Source organism: Burkholderia cepacia GG4 (genome assembly GCF_000292915.1).
Taxonomy (GTDB): domain Bacteria; phylum Pseudomonadota; class Gammaproteobacteria; order Burkholderiales; family Burkholderiaceae; genus Burkholderia; species Burkholderia cepacia_D.
This window is the reverse complement of sequence record NC_018514.1, coordinates 679,427-705,162: the sequence shown is the minus strand read 5'-3', so window position 1 is coordinate 705,162 and position 25,736 is coordinate 679,427. Positions and strand designations below refer to the sequence as shown.

Genomic DNA, 25,736 nt, shown 5'->3' with positions numbered 1-25,736 from the left:
TTAGGCTTGCTGGTGAGGACGGGCTTCGGATGCGGTTCGCGCGCGCGGCGGCGCCACGTTCGCAGGTGGCGGCTCGGCAACCCACCAGAGCGGCCCGTTCGCGCAGTAGGTCGGCGGGCTCATCCCGTCGCCAACCGTGCCGTACATCAACGCATCGGCATACGCGACCATCACGGCATGCTGCCCGTGACCGACGGTGCCGGTGTACCACGCGGCAACGATCGCATGGACCGTGTCCTGCAGGCCGGCCTTGTCGGCGTCGGCGAGAAGTTGCTGCGGGGTCTGGCCTGCGTGCACGAGCTTCGCAAGCGCGAACGCACGCGCGACGAAGCCGCTGTCGGCCTTGCGCAACGCGTCGTACAGGCGCGTGGCCATCGTGTCGTTCAGGCCCGGATGCCCGGTCAGCGCCTTCGACAACGCCAGGAAGTCGGAGGCATTGATCGATTGCTCGGCAATCGAGTGCGTTGGAAACACAGCGAGCAGGCCGGCTTGCGCCAGGACGGCCACCATCGTTTTCAATACCGATCTTCGCTTGACGTCCGAAGTTTCGGTTGGGGCGTGGGGGTTCACGTTCATGGTTATATCGATGATTTTTTGGCATGACAGGCTTCGGCTTTGACACCCTGCCCTGTGATACCGGATTGAGTCAGGATCGAATTCGAGCGAAGCGGAAGTACGTACCAGCGCCCTCGAAAAACCCGGGCGTTCCATGAATCAGATCTCTCATCTCCGATGCGGAATCTGGCTCGCTTCATGCTGTCCTGAGCTGCCGACATCACGGCTATAGCGCTCGGACGCGAGTATAAAGGCTCTTGCGGATTTGAGCTTCCAAGGGACTTTTCCTCCGACACGTGCAGCAGAAAGCTTGCATTTCGATCCGCGACGGACCGGCAAACTCGGCCCTGTTCCGCCGGCACGGCATGCAGTGCTTTCTCAATGTAGTACATCCTTGATGTCGCTTTTGGAAGGGTTCTTACAACCTGTCAGGACGCGCGACATGATGGAAGCAACTGCCGAAATAAAAATGAAAGATTCCGTTCCGGCTTTCCTCGATCGCGAGGTTTTCGTCCGCAGCGGACAATGCCGCATCAAGGCGACAATCCGCATCCGCGAATCGTTCTGATTCTCTATTCACGCCAACCGAGGCATTTTTTCGTTTTTCTTCATATGCCGTGGTTAACCCAGGCCGACGCGTTCGAGATCGACCCGACCTATCAATCCGAACAGTATGTTGAATCCGTACGCTCTCGAACGATTATTCGAGTGGCCGCCGGGTTCCGCGACCGGACTCGCCGTCCTGGCGTCCTTCGAAGCGCGTATGCCGAGCGCCGCCGTCAAGGATCAGCGCCGGCGTGAAGGTGTACCCTGCTCCATCCTGTACGGAACGTCGCACTGGTAGACAAACTCGTTCGTCAGGCCACCCCAAGATCTTCGTTACCCTTGAAGCCTGTCAGGCTGAAGCAGGAGGCCCCGTCATCGAGCCTCACCTATTTCGCCATACCCCCATTGCCAACCGGGTGACGCGATCTGGTGCCGCCGCGTCACACGTCAACAACGCGGCAGCGACACTCCCCCCAGAAACCTGTCAGCCTAAGAATCTTCCAACCCATCCAATTGATACGTATACCTAATCAAGAAAAGCGGGCCAATTTCGGAAGTATTTCGCATGGTCAGCTATCGCTCAGGAATCGCCCGATCCGCGCATAGACCGCCGGCCGCACATGCCGCAGCCACGCCGCGAATATAGCACCGGCGACGGCAATCGCCGGCGTCATCCATGGCAGGATCGACACGACGACCGAAGACGTGCCGGCCATCAGCGAGACGTTGCCGATCATCGCGTACAGGAAGTAGCCGAATCCCACGACGCTGATGGCGGGAAAGGTCGCAAAGTGCGAGCGCCGGTCATGCCCGGCGCTTACGGTGTGCTCTGGTCGGCGCCGATTTCGCAGATGGCATTTCGCGTGCGCAGGGAAGAAATCGGACCTGCGCACGCGTCTTGCGAGGGTCCGGCGCCGACATGCTGGGTACATTCTTACGAACCCAATGCATTTGGTACGAGCTGAGGCGGCGGCAGCAGCAAATGCGGTCGATGCGGCGTTGTGGCGATGGCTATCCGCGTTACTGGATGAGCGGCGCATCCGCTGGTGCCAAACCACCGGAAACTGGCTGGTGAGCGTCGATAATCGGCACGTCGCTACCCAACGCACCTTCGACGAGGCGATTCGAATGGCGAAAGCGAATACCGAGTGCGACGGACCTGGCTGGACCATTGCGTTTCCAACCAGCTCACGCGTACCTTTACCCGCGCCACAGTGATACGCCGACGGGGAGCCTATTCGGTCGAGCGCCCTGGCAGCCCTTCACACCCAACCCGCCACCTCAACGTTGTCGTGCGAAGCCCTATCGCTTCGACGAGCGCCCGCGTGTCGCCGCCTTCGCTGCTGGAATCGGCTCCGCTTCTGCCGACACGCCTGCCACGGCAGTCCGCTTGAACCACGGCGAACCCAGCGTGGCCGCGCTCATGTCCGACGCGGCCGCGAGCAATAGCGGCGCGAGTTCCTTCAGTCGCGATTCCGGCAAGCGGCTCGTCGGGCCGGCGAGGCTCACGATACCGACCACTTCGTTCGTGACCGGATTGCGCACCGCTGCCGCGATCGATGTCATGCCGACCTCGTACGTCTCGATCGCCATCCCGTAACCGCGCGCGCGCGCGCCGCTCAGATCTTTCAGGAACTGCTGGATCGTCTTCGGCGCGCGAGGCACACTCTGTGCCTTCGCACTGAGTCCACCCTGCCTCGACACCAGTTCGATCGCGCGTTCGTCGGGCAGTGTCGCAAGCCACGCCTGGCCGCTCGCGGTGCAATGCAGCGGCGGCTGGCTTCCCATGTCCGGGTCGTAACGCAGCCCGGACTTCGCGCCCTGCGCCTTGCCGACGAACGTGATGTGATCGCCCTCGACCACGCCGAGCCGTGCAAGTTCGCCGGACGACTCGGCCAGGCGATCGAGCACCGGCTGGGATATGTCGAACACCCCGCTCGTCGACAAGTAGATCAGCGCAAGCGACACCAGCTTCAGCGCCAGCATATACTCGCCGTGTTCCTCGTCCTGACGCACGAACCCCTCGTCGATCAGCATCGACAGCAGGCGATGCGTGCCGCTGCGGGGAATGTTCAGCGTATCGGCAATGGTGGCCAACGGCATGCGTCCGCCGTTCTTTGCCAGCAATTCCAGCACTGCGAGCGCACGCTCGAGATTTCCTGCCATGGCGCCTTCTCGTCCGTATGGTGAATGTCAAATAAGAACATAATTCCACACTGGAATTCAAGCGAATTTGCGCGCCACGCTCGGCGTCAATGGCCGGCCGCCCCGCTCACGGCCACGAACGTCCCGCGATGGCGCGCCCCCTTGAGCAGCACCGCTGCTCCGCCCACGGCCGCGGGCACCGCAAGCGCCGCGAAGACCTGGCCGAAGCTCCAGTTCGCATGGAGCATGGCCGCGCCCAACATCGCGCCCGCAATGCCGCCGAAGCGGCCGATCCCGAGCATCCAGCTCGTCCCGGTGGCCCGCATCTCGGTCGGATAGGAGCCAGCCGCCAGCGCGCAGAAGCCCGTATTCGAACCGTTCATGCAGTAACCGATGCCGAACGCGAGCACGCAGATCACGCTGAACGGGTGCGCCGACACGCCCATGTACCAGGCCAGCGCACCGCCGGCCAGCACGGTCGCGCCGAGCGCGGCGTGCGGGTTGAACCGGTCCATCTGCCAGCCGATCAGCAGCGAGCCGACCGTCCCGCCCGCCTGGAACAACGCGCCGACGATTGCCGCTTCGGCCAGCGAAAACCCGAGGCCGCGAATCAGCGTCGGCAGCCAGTTGCCGAGCAGATAGACGGTCAGCAACCCCGCGAAGTAGCAGATCCACAGCATCACCGTGCCGAACACGTGTTCGCGCGACAGAATGGCGCGGACGGGGCTGCGCGCGTCGCGTGCCGGTTCGGCCGACACGAAACGCGTCCGTTCGTCAGCGACCGCAGGTTGCACGCGATTCAGCACGCCGATGAGCCGTGCGCGGCGCCGCTCCGACAGCGCGAGATACCGCGCGGATTCGGGCAGCCATTTGACGAGGATGGGCACGTACGCGATCGGCAGCACGCCGCCGAGCAGCAGGACCGAATGCCAGCCCCACGTTTCGATCAGCCACGCGCTCACGAAGCCGCCGCCTGCCGCACCGAACGTGAAGCCGCAGAACACGGCCGTCACCATCAACGCGCGCCGCCGCGGCGGCGCATACTCCGCCATCAGGGTGGCCGCATTCGGCATCGACGCGCCCAGGCCGATGCCGGTCAGGAAGCGCAGCACCGTCAGCGACACCACCCCGGTCGCGAATGCCGATGCAATGCTCCACAGACCGAAGAACATCACCGCGCTGACCATCACCGTCTTGCGGCCGAAGCGATCGGACATCGGGCCAGCCGTGAGCGCGCCGAATGCGAGACCGAGCAGGCCGCCGCTCATCACCGGGCCCAGCGCGTCACGCGGAATCGACCAGGCGCTGGAAATCGACGGCGCGATAAAGCCGATCATCACCGTGTCGAGCCCGTCGAGCATCACGATCAGCATGCACAACAACAGCACGAACCACTGGAACCGACCTACCGGCCGCGTATCGAGAAACTGTTGAACGTCGAGCGAGCGCGCGTCTTTCGATTCGCGATCCTGAATATGATGCTTCGGCCGTCGGGCCGTCTGCGAGGAAGTCATGCTGATGTCTCCGAGAGTTTTGTTCTTGTTGTCTTGTTGAATGCCCGATCCGCGTGCCGGCGCGATGCCTGGCGCCGATCGGGCCGTTGGGTCGCGAAGGCGGCCGCCGCGCGATCAGGCCGGCACGGCCGCCGCGTCGATCACGGCAAGCGTGGCCTCGCGCAGGCGGTGCGCCCGCTCGACGGCGGACGTCGTCGTCGCCCACGCTTCGTTCGGCACCTCGACGCTCACCGGCAAGTGAGCGGGCAGCGCGCGCAGGATGCCCGCGAGGTCGAGACCGCCATCGCCCGGCACCATCCGCGCGCAGCGTGCCTGGAACAGCAGCGTGTCGACGTCGGTCGGCCGCTCGGCCGGCGCATCGCAGAACTGCACGTAGCCGAAGTACGCGTGCGGCAACGCACGCAACGCGTCGAGCGACGAGCCTGCGCGATCGAAGTGGATCGGGTCGACGATCAGCCCGGTGTTGCGCCGGCCGCACGCGTCGACGATGCGCGCACCGGCGCCGATGTCCTTCACGTCGGTCCACGGCATCGGCTCCAGCGACGGCGACAGGCCGAGCGGCGCGGCCAGGTCGCAGAGCCGGCCGAGCCGGTCGACGGTGCGCGCTTCGTCGGGATCGTTGCCGGCCACGAGGACGTAGCGCGCGCCGAGTTCCGCCGCCGTTTCGAGCATCGGCAGGTAGTGCGTCACGTCGGTATCGGGCTTCAGGCGCGCGATCTCGACGTCGAGCACGCGCATGCCCGTATCGCGCAGGATCGCCAGCGTTTCGCGCTTGAGCGGCGTATCGCCGACGATCTCGTGGCGAACCTCGGTGTCGGTGGCCGGGAGCAGTCGCAGGCCGACGTAGTCGTAGCCCGCGTCGACGGCGCATTGCACCATCTGCGGCGGATTCAGTTCGAGCACGGTCAGCGCCGACAGCGACAGCGCGCGGGATTGAGGCTGGGTCATATCGTCTCCTTGAGCGTCATGGCGCAACACGCAGCCCGCTCAGCGCAACGGCGAGAACGGCGCGGGCACGCAGATCGTCGATTCCATGGTGGTGAGATGGGCCGGGCCGCCCTTCGGCGGCCAGATGCCGTCCTTGACCGCTTCGGCGCGAATGCGCGAACGCTCGTCCACGCTCGCATACGGCCAGATGTTCAGGAACCGCGGCGTGTCGCCGTCGAGCGCATACATGGCGCCGACCAGCGGTGAGCGCTTGGTGCGTTCCGGCACCGCCTGCTCCCACACGTCGATCGTGTGCTGCAGGCTGCCGAGCTTCGTGCCGTACACGCGCATCTCGTAGATGCCGCCATGCACGGCCGGTTCGATCGGCGGCAGGAACGGGAACAGCGCATAGCTGGCCGTCTTCACGTCGATGATGCATTCGCCGCAGCCGAACGGGTTGCCTTCGAGCAGCATCCGCTTGCGCTCGGCGACGAGCGCGCCCTCCGATTCATAGCCGCGCAGTACCAGCACCTGGCCGAGCGTGCCGATATCCGAGTACCACGCGCCGAGCAGCTTGCCGCCTTGCGGATCGCCGCTGGCCTGAATCCCTTCGAAGACCTGCGCGTTCGCGCCGATCTTCACCGTGAGCGTCACTACGTCATACAGTGTCATTGCATTGTCCTCGAGGATGAATCGATACCGGCACGCGCGGGTTCAGGCGCGGCGTCGGCGAGAGAAAGACCGGCGAGATAACCGAACGTCATCGCCGGGCCGAGTGTGATGCCGCCGCTGGGATAACAACCACCCATCATGCTGGCCGAATCGTTGCCGACCGCGTAGAGACCGGCGATCGCACGGCCAGCGTGGTCGAGCGCGCGTGCGTCGGCGTCGGTGGCCAGGCCCGCGAACGTGCCCAGGCTGCCCGGCAACAGCTTCACCGCATAGAACGGCCCCGCTTCGATCGGCGCGAGACACGGGTTCGGCTGCCGATCGGCATCGCCCTGCACGCGGTTATACGGTGTCGAGCCCTTGTGAAACGCCGGATCACAGCCTTGCTTCGCGTACTGGTTGTAGGCGGATACCGTGTCCACCAGCCTGGCCGCATCGATCCCGCATTCGCGCGCGAGTGCGTCGAGCGTCGCGCCGCGCTTCAGATAGGCCGAGCGCAGGTACGGGCCGGTCGGGAACGGAAACGGCTTCGAGAAACCGAGCCCGTAGCGCCGCTGAAAGCGATGGTCGCAGACGAGCCACGCGCACACTTCTTCGCCGGCCGGCGTCGTGTCGAGCAGTGCGGAAATGAAGTCGTGATACGACGATGCCTCGTTCACGAAGCGCTTGCCCGTGCGCGTCACCGCAATCACGCCCGGCTTCGCACGCTCGATCAGATGCGGAAACGCGACGGCGCCGCCACCCGGTTGCGGCACCAGCGAAACGGGCGCCCACGCGGCCGGCGCATCGAGCGACCGATCGAAATGCGCGCCGATCGATTCGCCGAGCCGGATCCCGTCGCCGGTATTGCAGAGCGGCGCCGCCGACCAGTGTTCGCGGCCCGACGGCGTATAGGCGAACGTCCGCGCGCGCCGCGCCTGGTCGTGCGGGAACCCGCCGCAGGCCAGCACGACGCCGCGCGCCGCGCGCACCTCGTGCACGATACCGTCGATCGCCACGCGTGCGCCGGTCACGCGCGTGTCGTCGCGCAGCAGGCCGATCGCCTTCGCACTCGTACGCAGGTCGACGCCGCGATCGGCGGCCGACTTCAGCAGGCGTGCGACGAGCGCATTGCCGTTGACGAGATGCATCGAGCGCCCGTAACGCAGCTTGTGCCACGCGAACGCGGCCAGCCGGCGGCCGACATGCAGCGCGGATGTCAGCGAGCGTGTCGCGCGATAGAAATGCGCGAGATCCTGCCCGGACGCGAGCGCCATCCCCTTGAGCGTCGTCACCGACAGCGGCTCGCGCAACCGGTCGATCAGCGGGCCCAGCTCGCGGCCGTCGAATGGCATCGCGCAGACCGAGCGCCCGCCCGTGCCGGCGCCCGGCGTGGTGTGGAAATCGGGAATGCGGTTGCCGTCGACGAAGCGTACCGCCGTGTTCCGCTCGAAGAATTCGACCATTTCCGGACCGCGTTCGAGCAGCGCATCGGCCTTCGCCGCATCGAACTGCGCGCCCAGTTCGTTCTTCAGATACGTGCGCGGCGCATCGATGTCTTCGCGAATGCCGGCACGCGTCGCGAGCGGATTGCGCGGAATCCACATCCATCCGCCCGACCACGCGGTCGTGCCGCCAAACACGGCCTCCTTCTCGGCGACGATCACGCGCAGCCCCTGCGCCGCCGCCGTGACCGCCGCCGCGAGGCCGCCCGCGCCGGAGCCCAGTACCAGCACGTCGCAATCGAGTATCGGTTCACGCTTCATGTTCAGTCTTGCCCGTTCAGTGTCTCCAACGCCGGATGCGACACGATCGCGACGCCTATGGAATGTTCTTTCGATGTGGAATACTATTCCACTATATCGGGTTTAGCAAAGACTTTGTGACGACATGGAGGCAACGCAATGCGAGTACTGGTAACGGGCGGCAGCGGTTTTCTCGGCGCATGGCTCATCAGGAGGCTGCTGGCGCGCGGCATGGAATGCGTGAGCTTCGACGTGCGCACGAACCCGCGCCTCGTCGAGGCGCTCGCGCCCGAACGGGCCGCGGCCGTGCAGTGGCGCACCGGCGATATCGCCGACCCGGCCGCCACGGCGCGCGCATTCGACGGCTGCGACGCGGCGATCCATCTCGCGGGCATCCTCACGACGGACTGCGCGGCCGATCCCGTGCGCGGCGCGCAGGTCAACCTGATCGGCACGCTGAACGTGTTCGAGGCCGCACGGTCAGCCGGGCTGCGACGCGTGCTCTATTCGAGCAGCGCCGGCGTGTTCGGCCCCGACGACGGCGTCGTGCCGCTGCCGCAAACCCACTACGGTGCGTTCAAGCTGGCGTGCGAAGGATCGGCGCGCGCGTACTGGCACGACCACGGGATCGCGAGCGTCGGCTTCCGTCCGCTCGTGGTCTACGGCGCCGGGCGCGAGACGGGATCGAGCGCGGGGCCGAGCCTGGCCTGCCGGGCGGCCGCGCGCGGCGAGCGCTACACGATTCCGTTTACCGGCACGACGGGCCTCGTGTTCGCCGACGACGTCGCCGCCGCCTACGAGGCCGCGCTGCTGGGCGACATCGAAGGCGCGCACGCATTCACGCTGGCTGGCGAGATCACCGCGGTGAACACGCTGATCGAGCGGATCGCGGCCATCGTGCCGGGCGCGCACCTCGATGCCGGCGGGCCGCCGCTGCCGATCGCGACGGCCTTTCCCGACGACCCCGCGCTCGAGCGCCTGCTGCCCGGCCTGCCGCGGACCGTGCTCGACGACGGCCTGCGGCAGACGGTGGCGTTCTACCGGCGCCAGCGCTAGGCCGGCGCCCCACCCCTGCGGCTAGGCCTCGACGTCCGCGGGCGCCACGCCCGTGCGCGTCGCGGCCGCGCGATGCACGGCGAGCGTCGCCGCGAGTGTGCGCGCGGCATCGTCGGCCGAACACAGCGGCGCCTCGTCGCCCGCGATCACGGCCGCGAAGTGGCGCAACTGCTCGTGATACGGATCGGCGCCATGCGGCGTGCAGCGCTCGACCGTCAACGGATCGTGCCAGCCCTTCCCGCTGCGGTATTCCCACAGATCGAGTTGCGGCAGCGTGAGCGACGCATCCGTGCCGATCAGGAAATGCGTGTTCACCTGCTGGCGCGGATAGTGCGCGGCTTCGCCCGCCGCGAGATCCCAGTTCCACGGCGATGCTGCGCAGTCGGACACGGCCAGCGTGCCGAGCGCGCCGCTGTCGAAACGCAGCAGCACGGCAGCCGTGTCTTCCACGTCGAAGCCGCGCACGCGATTCGACGCCTGTGCCTGCACCTCGACGATCTCGCCGAGCAGGAACCGCATGATGTCGATGTCGTGAATCAGGTTGATCAACACGGGGCCGCCGCCCGCACGACGGCGCCATTCGACGTCGAAATACGCGTCGGGCTTGTAGAACGTCGCGAGCGCATTGGCCGCGACCGGCTTGCCGAGCCGCCCCGACTGCACGATCTCGCGCGCGCGCCGCAGGATCGGATTGTGGCGGCGATGGTGGCCGACCAGCAGCGGCACGCCGGCTTCGCACGCGGCGCGACTGAGGCCGGCCGCCGCTGCGACGCTGTCCGATACCGGCTTCTCGATCAGCGCCGGCACCCCGCGCGCGATGCATGCAAGGCCGACCTCGACATGCGTCGCATTCGGCGTCGCGACGATTGCGCCGTCCGGGCGCATCGCGTCGAGCATCGTCGCGTAATCGGCGAACCAGCGCAGCCCCTCGGCACGCGCGAACTGCCCGGCCGCGGGCGATGGGTCCGCGATCGCCACGACTTCCGCCTGCGCATGCGTGCGTGCGCGCTCCACGTGCATCCGCCCGATTGCGCCTGCACCGATCACTGCCAGCCGTTTTCTCGCCATTTCTTCATCTCCGGTGTTCGGGGCGTACACGTCGAGTCGGGTCGCTCGTATTCCGGACCGACCAAGTGAATACCCCGATTTATTGAAACCATCTTTGAATGTTGAATGCTATTCCACTTCTAACTAGAATTCACGAAAATTTCGACACGTGTCGCGCGGTCCGCCCCCGGACCACGCGGAATCGCCCCTTGACCGGAAACAGGAGCCCAGACACATGACTGACCAGCACGAGCAGGACGACAACCTTTCCAGCCACCCGGCAGACGCGCCCGACAGCCCGGCGTTGTCGCGCCGCGCCTGGCTCGTCACCGCGGGCAAGGCGCTCGCGGGCGGTGCGGCAGCGCTCGCCGCGCCGGCGATCGTGCGCGCGCAAGGCGAGCAACCGCTGAAGCTGGGCCTGCTGATGGCCAAGCAGGGCGTGTGGACCGAACAGGGCGAAGTGATCGCGAATGGCGTCAAGCTCGCGCTCGACGATGCGGGCAACCAGGCGCGCGGCCGGCGTGTCGATCTCGTCTGGTACGACGAACCCAATCCGCAGTCGGCGCAGCAGAACATGCAGAAGCTCGTCGAGCAGGACAAGGCGATCGCGGTGATCGGCGGCACGAACAGCGGCACGTCGCTGGCGATGTCGTCGGTCGCGTGGCGCACCAAAACGCCCTACATCGCGCCGAACGCCGCCGCGCGCGAACTGACCGGCAGCAGCTGCAACCCGTACACGTTCCGCGTACTGAGCCCGACGCCCGTGGCATGCCGCGCGCTCGCGCCGTCGATGCTCGCGATCGGCAAGAAATGGCACTTTCTCGTCGCGAACTACGCGTACGGGCAGGACATCCAGCGGGCGATGTCCGACTTGCTGAAGCAGTCGGGCGGCTCGATTACCGGCGCCGACGTCACGCCGCTCAACACCACCGACTTCAGCTCGTTCATCCTGAAGATCCGCCAGTCGAAACCTGACGTCGTGCTGCTCGGGCTGCCCGGCGGCGACCTGTCGACGTTCCTGAAGCAATACGCGGAAATGGGCATGAAAGGCCGGATCCCGGTGGCGTGCCCGATCATCGGCGACTCGGACCTGTGGTCGATCAACGCCGATGCCGCGACCGGCTACTACGGCAAGCCCTGGCATTTCAGCTCGCCGGGCCATTCGCCGGAAGAAGTCGCGTTCGTCAGGAAATACACGGCGAAGCACGGCAAGCCGCCGGCCGACAAGGCATGGATCGGCTGGTTTACGGCGCGTGCACTGCTGCAGGCGATCGACCACGCAAAGAGCACGTCCGGCGCGGACCTCGTGCAGAGCCTGGAGACCATTCAGCTCACCGACGGCAGCGGCGCCGCCTACTTCCGCCCGTGGGACCACCAGCTGTTGCGGCGCTGGAGCGTGTTCAAGGTGAAGGACCGGATCACCGACAAATGGGACTGGCTCGACCCGATCTCCGCCGTGCCGCAGAACCCCGCCGACCTCGACCATCTCTTCGGCACGCGCCAGGAGATCGGCTGCAAGATGGCCGCGCGCTGACGCCGTGCGTCGCCGCTGCGGCGGCGCACGAACCGACACGAAAGCGTATCCCGCGCGCGTCGCCGCCCGCCGTTCGCCCGTCACGACGGGCCGCGGCGCAGCGGCGGCGGGCCGCACTCTGGAGTAAGGGCATGGCTGAAATGTTGTTGTCCCAGGTCGCCAACGGACTGGTGCTGGGATTCCTCTATGTATTGCTCGCGATTGGACTGTCGATCATTTGCGGGCTGCTCGGCATCGTGAATTTCGCGCATGGCGCGCTCTTCGCGCTCGGTGCGTATTTCGCGATCGCGCTGTCGACGCAGTTCGGATGGGCCGCCGTCGTGCTTGCACCGGTGTTCGTCGCGGCGGTGGGCGTGCTGATCGAAGTTGTGTTCATCCGGCGCCTGTACGGCAAGGAGCCGTTGCTCAGCCTGATCGTCACGTTCGCGCTGTCGCTGCTGCTCACCGCGCTGGTTCGCCTCGTGTGGGGTGCGGGCGGCCTGCCGTTCAGTCCGCCCGGGATGCTCAACGGCTTTCTCGTGTATGGGCCGTTGCTGATCACGAAGTACCGGCTGTTCGTGCTCGCCGCAACGGTCGCGATCCTCGGCGTGCTGTGGTGGTTCATGAACTACACGCCGTACGGGCGGATCCTGCGCGCCGGCAGCCGCGATCCGGAAATGGTGGGCCTGCTCGGCATCAACCTGCCGCGCGTGCTGACCGGCGCCTTTGCGCTCGGTGCGCTGCTCGCGGGCGCCGCCGGCGTGCTCGCGGCGCCGCTCGTCACGGTCACGCCCGGGATGGCGACGACCGCCGTGATGCCCGCGTTCGTGATCGTGACGATCGGCGGCCTCGGCTCGTTCGCCGGCGCCGTGGTCGCAGGCCTGCTGGTCGGCATCGTGACCGCGCTGGCCGTCCAGTTCTTTCCGGCGGGCTCGTCGGTCGCGATGTACGTGCTGATGGCACTCGTCCTTCTCGTGCGCCCTCGCGGGCTGTTTGGTGAACGCTGGGAGCGCTTCGAATGAAACTCGACTATCTGACCCGCCACCCCGTTGCGGTGCTGACCACCGCCCTCGTCCTCGTATCGCTCGCGCTCACCGCGACCGGCACGCCGCTCGAGCGCGCGACCCAGATCGCGATCTACACGCTCTACGGGATGGGCGTGAACCTGCTGGTCGCCTATACCGGGCTCGTGCCGTTCGGCGCATCGGTGTTCTTCGGCACGGCCACGTACCTGGTCGCCGTGTCGCTGCTGCGCCTGCTGGGCAACGAATTGCTCGCCCTGGCGGCCAGCGTGATCGTGACGGCCGTGCTGGCCGCGCTGATCGGCGCGATCGTGTTGCGCCGGCGCGGGCTGTACTTCTCGCTGCTCACCCTCGCCTGTTCGCAGATCGCATTCGAGATCGCGTTCAAGTGGACCGATGTGACCGGCGGCGAAAACGGCCTGCAGAACGTGCCGCGCCCGACCTTCCCGACGACCGTCGGCTTCCACGTGTTCGCGTGCGTGACGGTGATCGGCATTGCCTATCTGCTGTGGCGCCTCGTGCACGCGCCGTTCGGGCGGGCGCTGCAGGCGCTGCGCGACAACGAGCAGCGCGCGGCGAGCCTCGGCTACGACACGTATCGGCTCAAGCTGCGCGCGTTCGTGATTTCGGCCGCCGTGATCGGCTACGCGGGCGGCCTGCTGTGCCTGATGCTGCAAGGCGCGTATGCGAACAACCTGAGCTGGGAGCACGCGGGCGACAGCCTGCTGATGACCGTACTCGGCGGCGTCCACCAGTTTCTCGGGCCGCTGTGGGGCGCAATTGCGTTCATCCTGCTCGAGGACAAGCTCAGCAGCCTGACCGAGCACTGGTGGCTGATCTTCGCGCCGGTCATCATCGCGTTCGCGTTCTTCTCGCCCGAGGGCATACACGGTATCGTGCAGCGGTTTCTTCGACGTCCGCGCTGGACCCTCGTGCGAGACACGATTCCCGCGCGCCCCGACGCGATCGCGCCGTATCGCGCAGGCGGCATCGACACCGATCCCGATACGCCCGTGCTGAGCGTACGCGGATTGTCGAAGCGTTTCGGCTCGCTCGTGACCGCCGAACAGATCGACCTCGACGTCCATCCGTGCCGGCTGCACAGCTTCATCGGCCCGAACGGTGCGGGCAAGACGACGTTCTTCAACATGCTGACGGGCGTGCTGTCACCGACGGCCGGCACGATCACGTTCGACGGCAAGGACGTGACGAAGCTCGCCATGTTCCGCCGCGTGCGGCTCGGCATGAGCCGCTCGTTCCAGATCCTCAGCGTGTTTCGCAACCTCACCGTGTTCGAGAACGTGCGCGTCGCGGTACAGGCCGCGCAGCACGATCGCCTCGGCCTCTGGCGCGACGCGCACACGCTCGGCGAACAGAATGCGCTGACCTGGTCGCTGCTCGCGGCGGTCGGGCTGGACGACCGCGCGGCGCACGGATGCGAAAGCCTGTCGCACGGCGAGCAGCGCCTGCTCGAAATCGCACTGTCGCTCGCGACCCGCGCGCGCCTGCTGCTGCTCGACGAGCCGCTCGCGGGTCTTGCCGAAGCCGATCGCGTGCGCGTGGCGGCGATCATCCGCGAGCTGTCGAACCATCATGCGGTGCTGCTGATCGAGCACGACATCGATCGCGTGCTGACGATTTCGGATCGCGTCAGCGTGCTCCATCGCGGCAGGCTGATCGCGGACGGCTCGCCGGCCGACGTCGCGCGCCATCCCGAAGTGGTCGAAGCCTACCTGGGCCACGCGAAGGGCGAGCGGCCGGTCGATGCGCGGCTGGCCGCACGGCGTGGCGCGCAGCACGAAGATGCCGCGCCGACGCGGCGCCCGCTGCTGCGCCTCGAAGGCGTGAAGGCCGGTTACACCGGCAACACGATCCTCGACGGCATCGACCTCACGCTCCACGAAGGCGAAGTGATCGCGATCCTCGGACGCAACGGCGTCGGCAAGACGACGACGTTGCGCGCCGCGACCGGGGTCGCCGACGTCACGGCCGGGCGCATCGTGTTCGACGGCCACGACATCACCGGGCGCCCCGCACACGAGATCAATCGTCTCGGCCTCGCGATGGTGCCCGAGGGCCGCCGCCTGTTCCCCAACCTCACGGTCGCCGAGAACCTGCGGCTCGCCGCACGCAAGGGCGGCGCGAGCGTCGACGAGATGTTCGCGCTGTTCCCGCGCCTCGCGACGCGCAAGGATGCGCGCGCCGAACATCTGTCCGGCGGCGAACGGCAGATGGTGGCAATCGCGCGCGCGCTCATGGCGCCGGCGAAGGCAATCCTGCTCGACGAACCGTTCGAGGGGCTCGCGCCCGCCGTCGTGCAGGAAGTGCTCGACGCGGTCGTCAAGCTGCGCGAGCGCGCGAGCGTCGTGATCGTCGAGCACCAGGCCGACATGGTGCTGCCGATCGCCGATCGCGCGTACGTGCTCGTCAACGGGCGCGTCGCGCATGAAAGCAGCGCGGTCGCGCTCGAACGAGATACCGCCACCCAGGCGAAATTGCTCGGCATCGTACCCAACGAGGCCGGTTCCACCCAGGAGATGAAAACAGCATGACTGCCCACTTGACCCCGACCACTCCGATTTCGCTCGACGAAGGCCTGAGCGGTGCGACCCGCATCCACTTCATCGTCGGCGATCCGATCGCGCAGGTCCGTTCGCCGAAAGGCGTGACGGCCGCGCTGCGCGAGGCCGGACTCGACGCGCTGGTCGTCCCCGCTCACGTCGCACCGGACGATCTCGCGGCGTTCTTCGCGGGCGTGACGCCGATGCGCAACGTCGACGGCGTGATCATCACCGTGCCGCACAAATTCAGCGCCGCTGCGTTCTGCACGAGCCTGTCCGATGAAGCCGCGTTCCTCGGCGCGGCAAATACCCTGCGCCGCACCGCAGACGGCGGCTGGCACGGGGGCATGTTCGACGGCACCGGCTTCGTTGCCGCGCTCGGCGACGAAGGCTGCGACCTGCGCGGCAAGCGCGCGCTGCTGGTCGGCGCGGGCGGCGCAGGCTCCGCGATCGGCCATGCGCTGGTCACGGCGGGCGTCGCGTCGCTCGACGTGCGCGACAACGATGCCGCCCGCACCGCCTCGTTGGTCGAGCGGCTGGCGACGCTGCAGCGCGGCACGGTGCACGTCGCCGACGCGGATGTCGCACCCGAGTCGTTCGACGTGATCGTCAATGCGTCGCCGATGGGCATGCGGGCAAACGATCCGCTGCCCGTCGACGTCTCGCGCGTGCCGGCCACCACGTTCGTCGGCGACGTCGTCACGAAGCCGCCGCTCACGCCGTTCATCGAAGCCGCGCGCGCCCGCGGCTGCCGAACCGTCACGGGCACGCAGATGTTCGCGCGAGTCTGCGATCGCATGGTCGCGTTCCTGATCGACAGCGCCGCCTGAGCGCGCTCGCGGGTCGCGATCGTCATGCGCGGCGACGGCTTCAATTCGGCGCCGTCGTCCACGCGCAGCCCGTTCGCGGCCGGCGTCGGCATCGTGCACCGCTTCTGAACACCCTCGCGGTTCGTCTCGCCACAGTTTGTAGAACACTATTCCACTTTGTTATTTATTGGAATAACATTCCACAATCATCGGAGCATCTTCCGCCGCTCGTCGAATTCGGACGTGCGGCGGAACGAAACGGAGGAGACGTGGACATGAGTGCGGTGCAACAGGGCTGGGACGAAGAAGTGGACCTGCTGGTATTCGGCGCGGGTGCGGCGGGCATGACCGCCGCGCTCGTCGCGCATCACGAGGGGCTCGCCGTCCTCGTATGCGAAAAAACCGCTGCGGTGGGCGGCATCACGTCCACGTCGGGCGGCACGACGTGGGTGCCGGGCACACGCTTGAGCGTCGACGCAGGCGTGCCCGACAGCGTCGACGATGCGCGCCGCTTCCTGCAGTCGGTGGTCGACGCGCGCGGCGGCGACGACGCACGCGAAGCATTCCTGCAAAGCGGCCCGGACGCGATCGACGAGCTCGCGCGCATCAGCGACGTGAAGTTCGTCGCCGCCACCGCGCATCCCGATTACGTGAACGGCCCAGGCGCGGCGTACGGCGGGCGGGCGCTCGTGCCCGCGCCGTTCGATGCGCGCGTGCTCGGCCGCGCGTTCGCGCGCGTGCGCCCGCCGCGCAAGGAGTTCATGGGCCTCGGCGGGATGATGGTCGCACGCGCCGACCTCAATGCGCTGCTCGCACCGTTCGCGTCGGTCGCGAACTTCAAACGCACGATCGCGGTCGTGGGTCGCTATGCGATCGACCGCATGCGTTTTCCGCGCGGCACGCAGCTCGTAATGGGTAATGCGCTCGCCGCCCGGCTCTATTACAGCCTGCTCAAACGCCAGGTCGAGATTCGCTTCGACACGCCGCTGCTCGAACTGGTGCGCGACCAGGGCCGCGTCACCGGCGCCGTCGTCACGACGCCTGACGGCGGCCGCAAGCGGATCGGCGCGCGGCGCGGCGTGGTCCTCGCAACCGGCGGCATCACGCGCCATCCGTCGCTGCGCCCGCAGTTCTTTCCTGCCGCGGCCCGGCCGCTGTCGCTGTCACCTAGTACGCATACCGGCGACGGCGTCGATCGCGCGCAGCGCGTCAATGCGCGGGTTGAAAACGGCGGCGATAGCCCGGGGCTGTGGATGCCGTGCTCGATCCGTCGCGCACCGGGCGCAGCCGCGGGCAGCGACGGCGACAGCGTCTGGCCGCACATCATTCTCGATCGCGCGAAGCCCGGCCTCATCGCGGTCAACAGCCGCGGTGAGCGCTTCGTCAACGAGTCGAACTCGTACCACGACTTCGTGATGGGGATGCTGCACGACAGCGGCAACGGGCCCAGCGTGCCGGCCCATCTGATCGTCGATGCGGCGTTCATCCGGACCTATGGCCTCGGCCTGCTGATGCCGGCGCGCAGCGCTGCGCGCATCGCGGCGTTCGAGCGTGCCGGCTATCTGGCCAGGGGGACGACGCTGGCCGAGCTGGCCGCGAAGTTGCAGGTGGATGCGAACGGTCTGGAGCGCACCGTCGCGACCTACAACCGCGATGCCGCCGAGGGCAAGGATCCCGCGTTCCAGCGCGGCAGCAGCCCGATGAGCCGCTTCAACGGCGATCCGGCGCAACAACCGAATCCGTGCATCCGGCCCATCGGCGCCGGGCCCTACTATGCTGTGACCGTATGGCCCGCCGATCTCGCGTGCAGCGCGGGGCTGAGCGGCACGGCGAACGGCGAGGTGGTCGATGTCGAAGGGCGCGTGATCCCGGGGCTGTTCGCGTGCGGCAACGATCTCGCGTCGATCTTCCGCGGTACCTATCCGGGCCCCGGAACGACGCTCGGCCCCGCCATCGTATTCGGCTGGCGCATCGCGAAGTTCGTCGCACAACGCGATGTGGCGTCGACAAGCACATCGTCCTCGGACGCGATCCACCGCTCGACCTGCGACAGCGCCCACCGCTGACGAACGCGCCGGCGCGGCATGCGCTCGCGCCGGGTTATCGGCATATCGAAACCGCGGCCGCGTACGACGACGAAGCGGCGGTCGGCCAGGCCATCGCCGCTTCGAACGTTCTGCGCGAACACATTCACATGACCAGCAAGTGCCGCTCCAAAACGGCAGCCGCTTCTGAATAGCGAAACGACGCCGCCGGAAATTCCAGCGACGATCGAAGTGGATCGAGGTTGCTTCCAGGCCCCTGCACGGCGCCTGCACGTCGAGAAAGAGACAACGATTCAACTGAAACGCTCAGACACAACCGATTGAATGACTTGCACTTTCCAAAAACAAAACACCCTCAAACATCCGGATCCGGAATCCTCGCCGACTGAATCACGACCAGCGTATCCCCCGCCTCGATCCGGCACGGCGGATCCTCGTAGAACGAATGAATCTTCCCACAGCGATCGAGCCCGATGACGATCGCGCCCGGCACGACGTTCGTCATGCAGCCGATCTCGTGCGGCATCGCCTCGCGCTCCAGCAGCGTCGCGCGCCCGCGCGTCGACAGCATGTCGTTCACGAACGGCACGATGTAGCGGCTATGCACCGCATCCGCGAGCAGCAGCGCGCCGATCTTCGTCGACGACACGATCACGTCCGCCCCCGCCTGCCGCAACTGCCGCTGATACAGGTTCTCCTGGATCCGCACGACGATCTTCGTCTCGGGCGCGATGCTGCGCACCGACAACGTCAGCAGGATCGCGGTCGGATCGTCGGTCACCGAGATGATCACGGCCTTCGCCGCGCGCACCTGCGCCTGCTGCAGCAGATCCTCGTGCGCGGGATCGCCGAGCAGCCCCGTCACGCCGAGCGACGTCGCGGCCTCGAGCGCCTGCTGCTGCGCATCGATCACGATGACCGTCGACGGATCGACACCGCTTTCGAGCAGCTCGCGCACGGCGATCGACCCTGACAGGCCGTAGCCGCACACGACGATGTGATCGGACAGTTGCTTCTGCAGGCGTTTCATGCGGAATTCCTCGATGACGCGCTGGATCACGAACTGATACGCCGTGCCCAGGAAAATGAACCAGATGCCGATGCGGATCGGCACGATGAAGAACGCATCGATCAGGCGCGCGCGCGCCGTGACCGGCACGATGTCACCGTAGCCGACCGTCGCGACCGTCACCATCGTGAAGTACACGAGATCGGCGACGTTCATCGGCGTGCTCTTGGTCGAATCGCGCAGGCCGTCGCGATCGAGATACAGCACGAGGAACGCGAGCACGCACAACAGCACGACCGCGCCGAGGCGGAACAGCAGCGTGCGCCGCGGCGACGTCGCGGGACGCGTGAACAGCGTGCGCGCACGCGGCGCCTGCCATGGATCGCGGGCACGGCGCAGGCGTGAGCGCAACGAGCGGCGCTTGTCGGAAGGCGTTGCCAACGGTGAATCTCCTGAAGGATGCGGACCCGATTCTACGACGGGAACACGCGGGCCCGTCCGTCACAGCATGCTGCGCGGCCGCACCATCGTCCCGTCGACGAAACGCTGCGCACGAAACGCCGACAGGTCGAGCGACGGCTCGCCCGTGTCGACCCACTCGGCCAGCAGCCGGCCGACGATCGGCCCCATCGCGAAGCCATGTCCGCAGAACCCGGTCGCGATCGCGAGCCCGGACGGCGTGCCGGGCGCATCGATCACCGGGATCCCGTCGGGCAGCACGTCGATCAGGCCGGCCCACGCCTCGACGATCTGCGCGTCCTTCAGCACGGGGAAGATCGCCTTGAGCTTCGCGAGCGCACGCGGCGCATGCGCGCGATTCGGCTGCGGCTGCGGATCGCGCGGCTCGATCGGCCCGGTTCCGCCACCGATGCGAGCCCATGCGTCGCGCCACGCCGCCGCATTCAAATGCAGCCGGAATTTCTCGCGCTGCGACCAGAACGCCGGCCAGAACACGCTCAACCCGCGCAAGTGGCCGAGCGTCAGGTCGACGTCGACCTGCATGTCGTCAGCAAGATTGATCGCACCGTTCTTGCGTTGCCGAATGCCGAGGCCATGCCCCCAGATCGTCGACGCGGACACGTCGGGCAGCACGTTGGTGCGCATGCAGGTGCCGCGCACGGCCTGCTGCGGCAGCCGGATGCCAACCCCGTCGAGCAGCCTGAAACTGGTCGCGCCGGCCGCGCAGATCACGCGCCGCGTGCGGATCGTGCCGCGCTCGGTCGCGACGCCGACGACCGCGCCGCCGGCCGTCTCGATCGCGCTCACGCCGCAGCCTTCGAAGAAACGCGCGCCGGCTTCGGTCGCGCGCGCCGCGAACGCGGCCGCCACACGACGCGGCTCGGCCTGCCCGTCGGTCGCGGTATACAGCCCCCCGAGCGTGCGCGCCTGCGTCGACAGGCCGCTCACGCGCTCGTCGATCTGCGCGCGCGTCAGCGTACGGGTGTCAAGCCCGTGTTCGCGCGCGACGGCGAGCCACGCCTGGAACGAGGCCCAGTCGTCTTCGTTGTCCGCCATGTAGAGGCAGCCGCCCTGCCGCCATTCGAGATCGAAGCCGAGCGCCTGCTCGAGCCCTTCCCAGATCCGCATGCCGGCCATCATCAGCGGCACCTCGGCGGATTCGCGGCCCTGCTGCCGCACGAAGCCCCAGGCGCGGGTCGATTGCTGGCCGGCGATGCGCGACTTGTCGAGCACGACGGCTTTCAGCCCGCGCAGGCCCAGGTAATACGCAGCCGCGCAGCCCATGATGCCGGCGCCGGCGATCACGACGTCGGCTTCGTCAGGCAACGCCGCTCCGGCGCGCGTCAATGTGTCGTGAAGCGGATAGGTTGTCGTCATTGTTCTCTGTTGGAGTCGATACATCCGGCACATCCATCGACGTTCGCGATGGCGGGCACCGGATCATGCTGTCAGGTTCGGGCGCTCGATGGCGAACGCGCGGGAGAATCGATGCACGATCCGGTCCGCTGCCCGCGGGCCCCGCCGCCGGTCATTCTTGCCCACCGGCCGGCCCCATTTTTTCGCCTTGACGGCGCTATGTTACCGCGCGATAAACTGTATATCCATACAGTGTTTATGCATGAAAATGATCCTCCCCCCATTCGATCCTCCGAAGCTCAACGACCTCACCGAATGGTGGACGAAGTGCACCTATGCGGACGTGCAGCGCCTGATCCTCGAAGTGCAGCACCTCCGGTTAACGCTGTGGGAGCTGAAGTCCCACGTCGCGGATGCGTCGCGCCGGATCCGCGTGCTCGATCCGGACATGCTCGCGCATGGCTCCGCGCTTCGGCGGCTCGCCTACCTGCTCGACAAGGAAATCGAACGCGCGAATCCGATCGGGCGCTCGCGTGACGTCTATGCGCCGTTTTCAGACGAGTGGCGCGCCCGCGAGGCACTGCGCCGTGCACTGCGCGCGCAGCCCGAGCCGGCCGAAGCGGGAACGCTCCCGCGCACGATCCCGGAATTTCAGCGCATCACGTGGGCCGAGCTTCGCGATCGCTGGCGCCACCTGAGCGACAAGCCATCGATTCGGCAGAATGTCGAGCAACGGATGGTGCTCGAGATTGCGCGCCAGCGATCCGTGATCCTCGCGCGAGCGAGGAAACTGGTCGATGCAGCGATCGCGGAAGCGGCGGCAGATGGAAAGCAGCTGTTCGCGCTCGATCAGCTCAAGCGGCTCCTGTCGGTCGAGCGCGAGGACGGCGAGCCGTTCACGTACATGCCGGCGTAAGGCGATTGCGCGCCGGCCGCGACGCTTGTCGATCGCGACAAAGGACATGGTCCGTCGGCAGCAACATCGCGCACTTCCGCGCCGCACGCCTTCTCGATCATTGCGACATTCACGGTGGAGTTCGTCGAGTATTGGTTAGCATTTCTACGTGATAAAGCATAAAAACATGCTGCTCGCGATGTATTCGACGACGTTACGTTGCTCCACCCATTGATACCTGATCGAAGGACAGGAAATGGCGCCGGTGTCCCGGCACGCGAGAATTAACTTCGGACTACTGAATCGAAGTCCGATCCGGATAGTCGGAATTCGTGGTCGGCGCCGGGGCGATCCCGGCACACCCGGAAGCAGTACGATCAGTACGAATAGCGCGTTTGAGCGCGTGTCGAACGCTCGAATGACCGGAGCCTCGCGAGCTGTTCGACCGACATCGCGGCGACCTCGAGAACATGCCGGACGATTTCGTCGTCCGCCATGCCGGCGTTGACGTACTGATCGATGCGCATCGTGCGGGGCGGATAGCCGCCCGATTCGTCGTCGACGATGTCAATCCTGGCTGTACGACTCTCAGGCGACAACATGACTTGAACAGTCTTACCGTGAACGACGGTCTGCATGAACAAGGTGGACATTCGCGGTCTCCGGTTGCGTTGCCTGAACGATCGATACCGCACAACGTGACGCATCAATCTACAAACTTCCGCCAACATTCGCAACTCACAGATGCGAATTGGCGGCTATCCGTCAATAAATGTACCTGCGATAGTTACGCTAGAAGAAAACGTCGAATCTTCCGTGTACAAGATCGAGACCTTCGTCCGGTCGTTGCTCGATGTTCCTGTGAATATTTGTCACTGGCGCGGTGGCACGACGCCGCCGTCGTGGAACGACGATGCGCCCTTGTCTGGTGCATCGCGTCGGCCGCGCAGCGCGATTACATGCCGCTCGTAACGGAATCGCCTCCCTGTCATCAGGATCCGCGCCTGAAGGTTTTCAACGCCCGTTTTCGCGCCGGGCTACCGCACGGGCGAGCGTTACGTCATGACACACCTTTTCACACAATCGCACCTTGCGCATCATGGAATGACCGCCGTTTTGCGGTAAAGTTATCTTTTCCGCGCGTGGCCGGTCGGCTCGCCACTGGACGTCGTCAAGACTGTCCGCCGAGACTGCCGCAAGGCGTCGTTCTGAACGTCACGATCCGTTCCCGTAGCATGACCACTGAAGCAATCACCACGGATTCCCTCGCGGTTGCCGAGCGCGTGCGCGAGCTAATGACTCGCAACGGCATCGGCAAGCGCCAGCAGACCACCGAGCTGTGCCGCATCCTCGACCTGAGCTTTTCGCAAGGTCACCGCAAACTGCGTGGCAGCAGCCCCTGGACGCTCGCGCAGATCAAGAAAGTCGCCGAAGCGTACGGCGAGCCCGCCGCTCAACTGTTCGGCGCGCAGACGCTCGACCCCGGCATGGTCGGCGCCTATTCCCAGGAGGCCGTCCTTTATGCCGGCGTCGCCGAAATTCCGTGCACCGCATGGATCGGTGCGCCGCTCGAAGCCGGCGCGCGTCCCGAGTTCGTCGCGTATGAACAGAACGGCCGCTGGCGCGTACTGCGCCACACGGGCGTGCTGTATCAAAACGCGTACGACGTGCACAAGATCGAGATCTATCCGCGCCGCGCGGAGAGCGACAAGCTCGTCGTCGCGGTGATCGATCCCGATCGCGTCAGCGCGACCGAGCTGTGCCGCTATCTCGAAGGGCAGGGTTTCGCGACGGCCGCGTTCGACGGCCTCGCGCCGTTCGTCGATGCACTGCAGGGCCAGGCGTTCGACGCGGTCGTCACCGAATGGCTGTTCGACGACAGCTCGGCCGCCACGGCGATCAAGGCCGTGCGCACGTCCGACAATCCGGGCGCGCCGATCTTCGTGCTGACGGGCGACCTGCTCACCGGCCGCGCGAGCGAAGCCGACATCAGCGAAGTGATCCGCGCGTTCGACGTCGTCTGCTACGAAAAACCCGCGCGCATGGCGATCCTCAGCGCCGATCTCGCGAAACGGCTGGCACGCGGGTAATTCCCGCCCGCCCTGTTCTTTCGCATGGCCGGCCCCGCGCGACGCGGCGGTCGTGAACAGGTTCCTCAGTACAATAGCCGGACCCTGTTCACGACCGGCATCCGCCGCCCGACTTCATGGCCCGCCTCATTCCCGACGACTGGAAAAGCCTCGCCGCCACCGGCGCGGCCGAACGCGAGCGCGAGACGCTCGCCGCCCTCGAACACGCGCTGCCGGACAGCTACACCGTCTATCACGGCGTGCACTGGACGCGCGCCGACCAGGGCTTCTCGGTGTTCGGCGAAGCGGCGTTCGTCGTCGTGAGCCCGGCCGGCCGCGTGCTGCTGATCGAGCAGAAGGCCGGCTTCCTGCGCGAAACGCCGAAGGGGCTCGTGAAGGTCTACCTGCAGAAGGAGCGCAATGTCCCGATCCAGCTCGCGCGCACGCAGGAAACCCTGCACCGGCGCCTGACCGCCGCGCTCGGCGCGGGCGTCTATGGTGTCGAGGCGCTGCTGTACTGCCCCGACTACTCGATCCGCGAGACGGCGATCGCCGGCGTCGCGGCCGACCGCATCGTCGACGCGTCGCGCAAGGCGCAGCTTGCGCAGGTGATCCTGCAGATCCTGCCCGAGCACGACGAACCGTTGCCGAACGCGTCGAAGCTGCATCACTTCCTCGCCGACGAGCTGGCGCTCACGCCCGACACGAGCGCGCTGGTCGGCCAGGCCGGCACGCTCGTCACGCGGCTGTCGGGCGGCCTCGCCGCATGGGCGCGCCAGCTCGAGTTCACGCCGTTCCGCTTGCGCGTGACGGGCACCGCGGGTTCGGGCAAGACGCAGCTTGCGGTGCAGGCGATGCGCGATGCGGTCGCGGCCGGCCAGCGCGTGCTCTACGTGTGCTTCAACCGCCCGCTCGCCGACTACATCGCGCGCATCGCGCCGCCCGGCGCGAAAATCGCGAACTACCATCAGCTGTGCGACTGGGTGGCCCGCGATGGCGGCTACACGCCCGACTTCGACACGCCCGGCGCGTTCGAGCGGCTCGAGGCGCGCTTCGCGGAAGCGCCGATTCCGGAACGCTGGCGCTTTGACGTCCTGATCGTCGACGAAGGGCAGGATTTCCACGCGCCGTGGGCAGCCGCACTGGAGCGCCTGCTGGCACCGGACGGTGCATGGTGGTGGCTGGAAGATCCGCTGCAGAACCTCTACCTGCGCGAACCCGTCGCGCTGCCCGGCTGGGTCACGCTGAAGGCGCTGACGAACTACCGCAGCCCGCGCGACCTGCTCGAATTCGTGCGCGACGTCGTCGGCCGCGTCGAACCGCTCGCGGCCGAGCTGCGCTCGGGCAGCCCGTTCGACGGTTCCGATCCGTCGGTGTCGTCATACGGGGAAGACGGCGCATCGGGCGACGCGCTCGCCGAAGCCTGCATCGACGCGACCAAGCGCGCGATCACGCATGCGCTGTCGCTCGGGTTCCGCAAGCAGGACATCGCGGTGCTGTCGTATCGCGGCCGCGAAAGCTCGGTGCTCGCCAGGCTCGACCAGCTTGGCCCGCACCGGGTCAAGCGCTTCACGGGCAAGTACGATCTGTTCGGCAACCCTGAATATCGCGAAGGCGACGTGCTGCTCGATTCGATCTACCGCTTCAAGGGCCAATCGGCACCGTGCGTGATCCTGACCGAGATCGACTTCGACACACTCGATGCGCGTGCGGCACGCAAGCTGTTCGTCGGCGCGACGCGCGCGACGATGAAGCTGCTGCTCGTCGCGTCGTCGCGGGCGGCTGCGCAGCTCACGGCCGATTGATGCGGCGGGT

Annotated in this window: 21 protein-coding genes; 10 read left to right on the top strand and 11 right to left on the bottom strand. The window is 66.8% G+C overall.

What is annotated here, in order from left to right; all coding sequences use genetic code 11:
* Window positions 1-576 (bottom strand): sugar dehydrogenase complex small subunit, encoded by a 576-nt coding sequence (locus GEM_RS18985; protein WP_014898993.1) that lies wholly within the window; start codon window positions 574-576, stop codon window positions 1-3.
* A 421-nt stretch (window positions 577-997) separates the two neighbouring features.
* Here GEM_RS18985 and GEM_RS32275 point away from each other — a divergent pair, with 421 nt between their 5' ends.
* A complete protein-coding gene (locus tag GEM_RS32275) occupies window positions 998-1,123 on the top strand; it encodes a hypothetical protein (protein ID WP_272148437.1) in 126 nt (41 codons plus the stop codon).
* Between the two features lie 547 nt (window positions 1,124-1,670).
* Here GEM_RS32275 and GEM_RS18980 read toward each other — a convergent pair.
* The 6 genes from GEM_RS18980 to GEM_RS18955 all read right to left on the bottom strand — a co-directional run bounded on the left by GEM_RS18980 (window position 1,671) and on the right by GEM_RS18955 (window position 8,101).
* Complete coding sequence (locus GEM_RS18980; RefSeq protein WP_187293269.1) at window positions 1,671-1,994, bottom strand: hypothetical protein; 324 nt, start codon at window positions 1,992-1,994, stop codon at window positions 1,671-1,673.
* Window positions 1,995-2,403: 409 nt separating this feature from the next.
* Window positions 2,404-3,267 (bottom strand): IclR family transcriptional regulator, encoded by an 864-nt coding sequence (locus GEM_RS18975; RefSeq protein ID WP_014898991.1) that lies wholly within the window; start codon window positions 3,265-3,267, stop codon window positions 2,404-2,406.
* Window positions 3,268-3,353: 86 nt separating this feature from the next.
* Complete coding sequence (locus GEM_RS18970; RefSeq protein ID WP_014898990.1) at window positions 3,354-4,760, bottom strand: MFS transporter; 1,407 nt, start codon at window positions 4,758-4,760, stop codon at window positions 3,354-3,356.
* 114 nt (window positions 4,761-4,874) lie between these two features.
* Window positions 4,875-5,708: a sugar phosphate isomerase/epimerase family protein gene (locus GEM_RS18965; protein WP_014898989.1), complete on the bottom strand. Its 834-nt coding sequence runs from the start codon at window positions 5,706-5,708 to the stop codon at window positions 4,875-4,877.
* A gap of 39 nt (window positions 5,709-5,747) precedes the next feature.
* Window positions 5,748-6,359: an NIPSNAP family protein gene (locus GEM_RS18960; protein ID WP_014898988.1), complete on the bottom strand. Its 612-nt coding sequence runs from the start codon at window positions 6,357-6,359 to the stop codon at window positions 5,748-5,750.
* Window positions 6,356-8,101: an FAD-dependent oxidoreductase gene (locus GEM_RS18955; protein ID WP_014898987.1), complete on the bottom strand. Its 1,746-nt coding sequence runs from the start codon at window positions 8,099-8,101 to the stop codon at window positions 6,356-6,358. Before GEM_RS18955 ends, GEM_RS18960 begins: the two co-directional genes overlap by 4 nt.
* Window positions 8,102-8,239: 138 nt before the next feature.
* Here GEM_RS18955 and GEM_RS18950 point away from each other — a divergent pair, with 138 nt between their 5' ends.
* Window positions 8,240-9,136 carry an NAD-dependent epimerase/dehydratase family protein gene (locus GEM_RS18950; protein ID WP_014898986.1) on the top strand — a complete coding sequence of 299 codons (897 nt, stop codon included), beginning with the start codon at window positions 8,240-8,242 and terminating at the stop codon, window positions 9,134-9,136.
* Window positions 9,137-9,157: 21 nt separating this feature from the next.
* Here the strand turns inward: GEM_RS18950 and GEM_RS18945 are convergent, their stop codons facing one another.
* Window positions 9,158-10,204 carry a Gfo/Idh/MocA family oxidoreductase gene (locus GEM_RS18945; protein ID WP_014898985.1) on the bottom strand — a complete coding sequence of 349 codons (1,047 nt, stop codon included), beginning with the start codon at window positions 10,202-10,204 and terminating at the stop codon, window positions 9,158-9,160.
* A gap of 214 nt (window positions 10,205-10,418) precedes the next feature.
* Here GEM_RS18945 and GEM_RS18940 point away from each other — a divergent pair, with 214 nt between their 5' ends.
* The 5 genes from GEM_RS18940 (at window position 10,419) to GEM_RS18920 (ending at window position 18,154) form a co-directional block, all read left to right on the top strand.
* Window positions 10,419-11,717, top strand: coding sequence for an ABC transporter substrate-binding protein (locus GEM_RS18940; RefSeq protein ID WP_014898984.1), 1,299 nt, complete (start codon window positions 10,419-10,421; stop codon window positions 11,715-11,717).
* 131 nt (window positions 11,718-11,848) lie between these two features.
* Complete coding sequence (locus GEM_RS18935) at window positions 11,849-12,718, top strand: branched-chain amino acid ABC transporter permease (protein ID WP_014898983.1); 870 nt, start codon at window positions 11,849-11,851, stop codon at window positions 12,716-12,718.
* Window positions 12,715-15,270 carry a branched-chain amino acid ABC transporter ATP-binding protein/permease gene (locus tag GEM_RS18930; protein WP_014898982.1) on the top strand — a complete coding sequence of 852 codons (2,556 nt, stop codon included), beginning with the start codon at window positions 12,715-12,717 and terminating at the stop codon, window positions 15,268-15,270. Before GEM_RS18935 ends, GEM_RS18930 begins: the two co-directional genes overlap by 4 nt.
* Window positions 15,267-16,109 carry a shikimate dehydrogenase family protein gene (locus tag GEM_RS18925; protein ID WP_014898981.1) on the top strand — a complete coding sequence of 281 codons (843 nt, stop codon included), beginning with the start codon at window positions 15,267-15,269 and terminating at the stop codon, window positions 16,107-16,109. The genes GEM_RS18930 and GEM_RS18925 overlap by 4 nt, the downstream gene beginning before the upstream one ends.
* Window positions 16,110-16,363: 254 nt before the next feature.
* Window positions 16,364-18,154, top strand: coding sequence for an FAD-binding protein (locus tag GEM_RS18920; RefSeq protein ID WP_014898980.1), 1,791 nt, complete (start codon window positions 16,364-16,366; stop codon window positions 18,152-18,154).
* Window positions 18,155-18,488: 334 nt separating this feature from the next.
* On the opposite strand, the gene GEM_RS18915 is transcribed toward GEM_RS18920, so the two are convergent.
* Together GEM_RS18915 and GEM_RS18910 are read right to left on the bottom strand one after the other, a co-directional pair.
* Window positions 18,489-19,583: a potassium channel family protein gene (locus GEM_RS18915; protein WP_014898979.1), complete on the bottom strand. Its 1,095-nt coding sequence runs from the start codon at window positions 19,581-19,583 to the stop codon at window positions 18,489-18,491.
* 60 nt (window positions 19,584-19,643) lie between these two features.
* Window positions 19,644-20,978, bottom strand: coding sequence for an NAD(P)/FAD-dependent oxidoreductase (locus GEM_RS18910; protein WP_041490745.1), 1,335 nt, complete (start codon window positions 20,976-20,978; stop codon window positions 19,644-19,646).
* A 247-nt stretch (window positions 20,979-21,225) separates the two neighbouring features.
* Between GEM_RS18910 and GEM_RS18905 the strand changes: the two genes are divergently transcribed.
* Window positions 21,226-21,873, top strand: a complete 648-nt coding sequence (locus GEM_RS18905; protein ID WP_041490918.1) for a hypothetical protein — start codon at window positions 21,226-21,228, stop codon at window positions 21,871-21,873.
* A gap of 356 nt (window positions 21,874-22,229) precedes the next feature.
* On the opposite strand, the gene GEM_RS18900 is transcribed toward GEM_RS18905, so the two are convergent.
* A complete protein-coding gene (locus GEM_RS18900; protein WP_014898976.1) occupies window positions 22,230-22,505 on the bottom strand; it encodes a hypothetical protein in 276 nt (91 codons plus the stop codon).
* A 582-nt stretch (window positions 22,506-23,087) separates the two neighbouring features.
* On the opposite strand from GEM_RS18900, the gene GEM_RS18895 reads away from it, so the two are divergent.
* Window positions 23,088-23,942 carry a helix-turn-helix domain-containing protein gene (locus GEM_RS18895; protein ID WP_014898975.1) on the top strand — a complete coding sequence of 285 codons (855 nt, stop codon included), beginning with the start codon at window positions 23,088-23,090 and terminating at the stop codon, window positions 23,940-23,942.
* 116 nt (window positions 23,943-24,058) lie between these two features.
* Window positions 24,059-25,726, top strand: a complete 1,668-nt coding sequence (locus tag GEM_RS18890) for an ATP-dependent helicase (RefSeq protein ID WP_014898974.1) — start codon at window positions 24,059-24,061, stop codon at window positions 25,724-25,726.
* Window positions 25,727-25,736 lie beyond the last annotated feature (10 nt).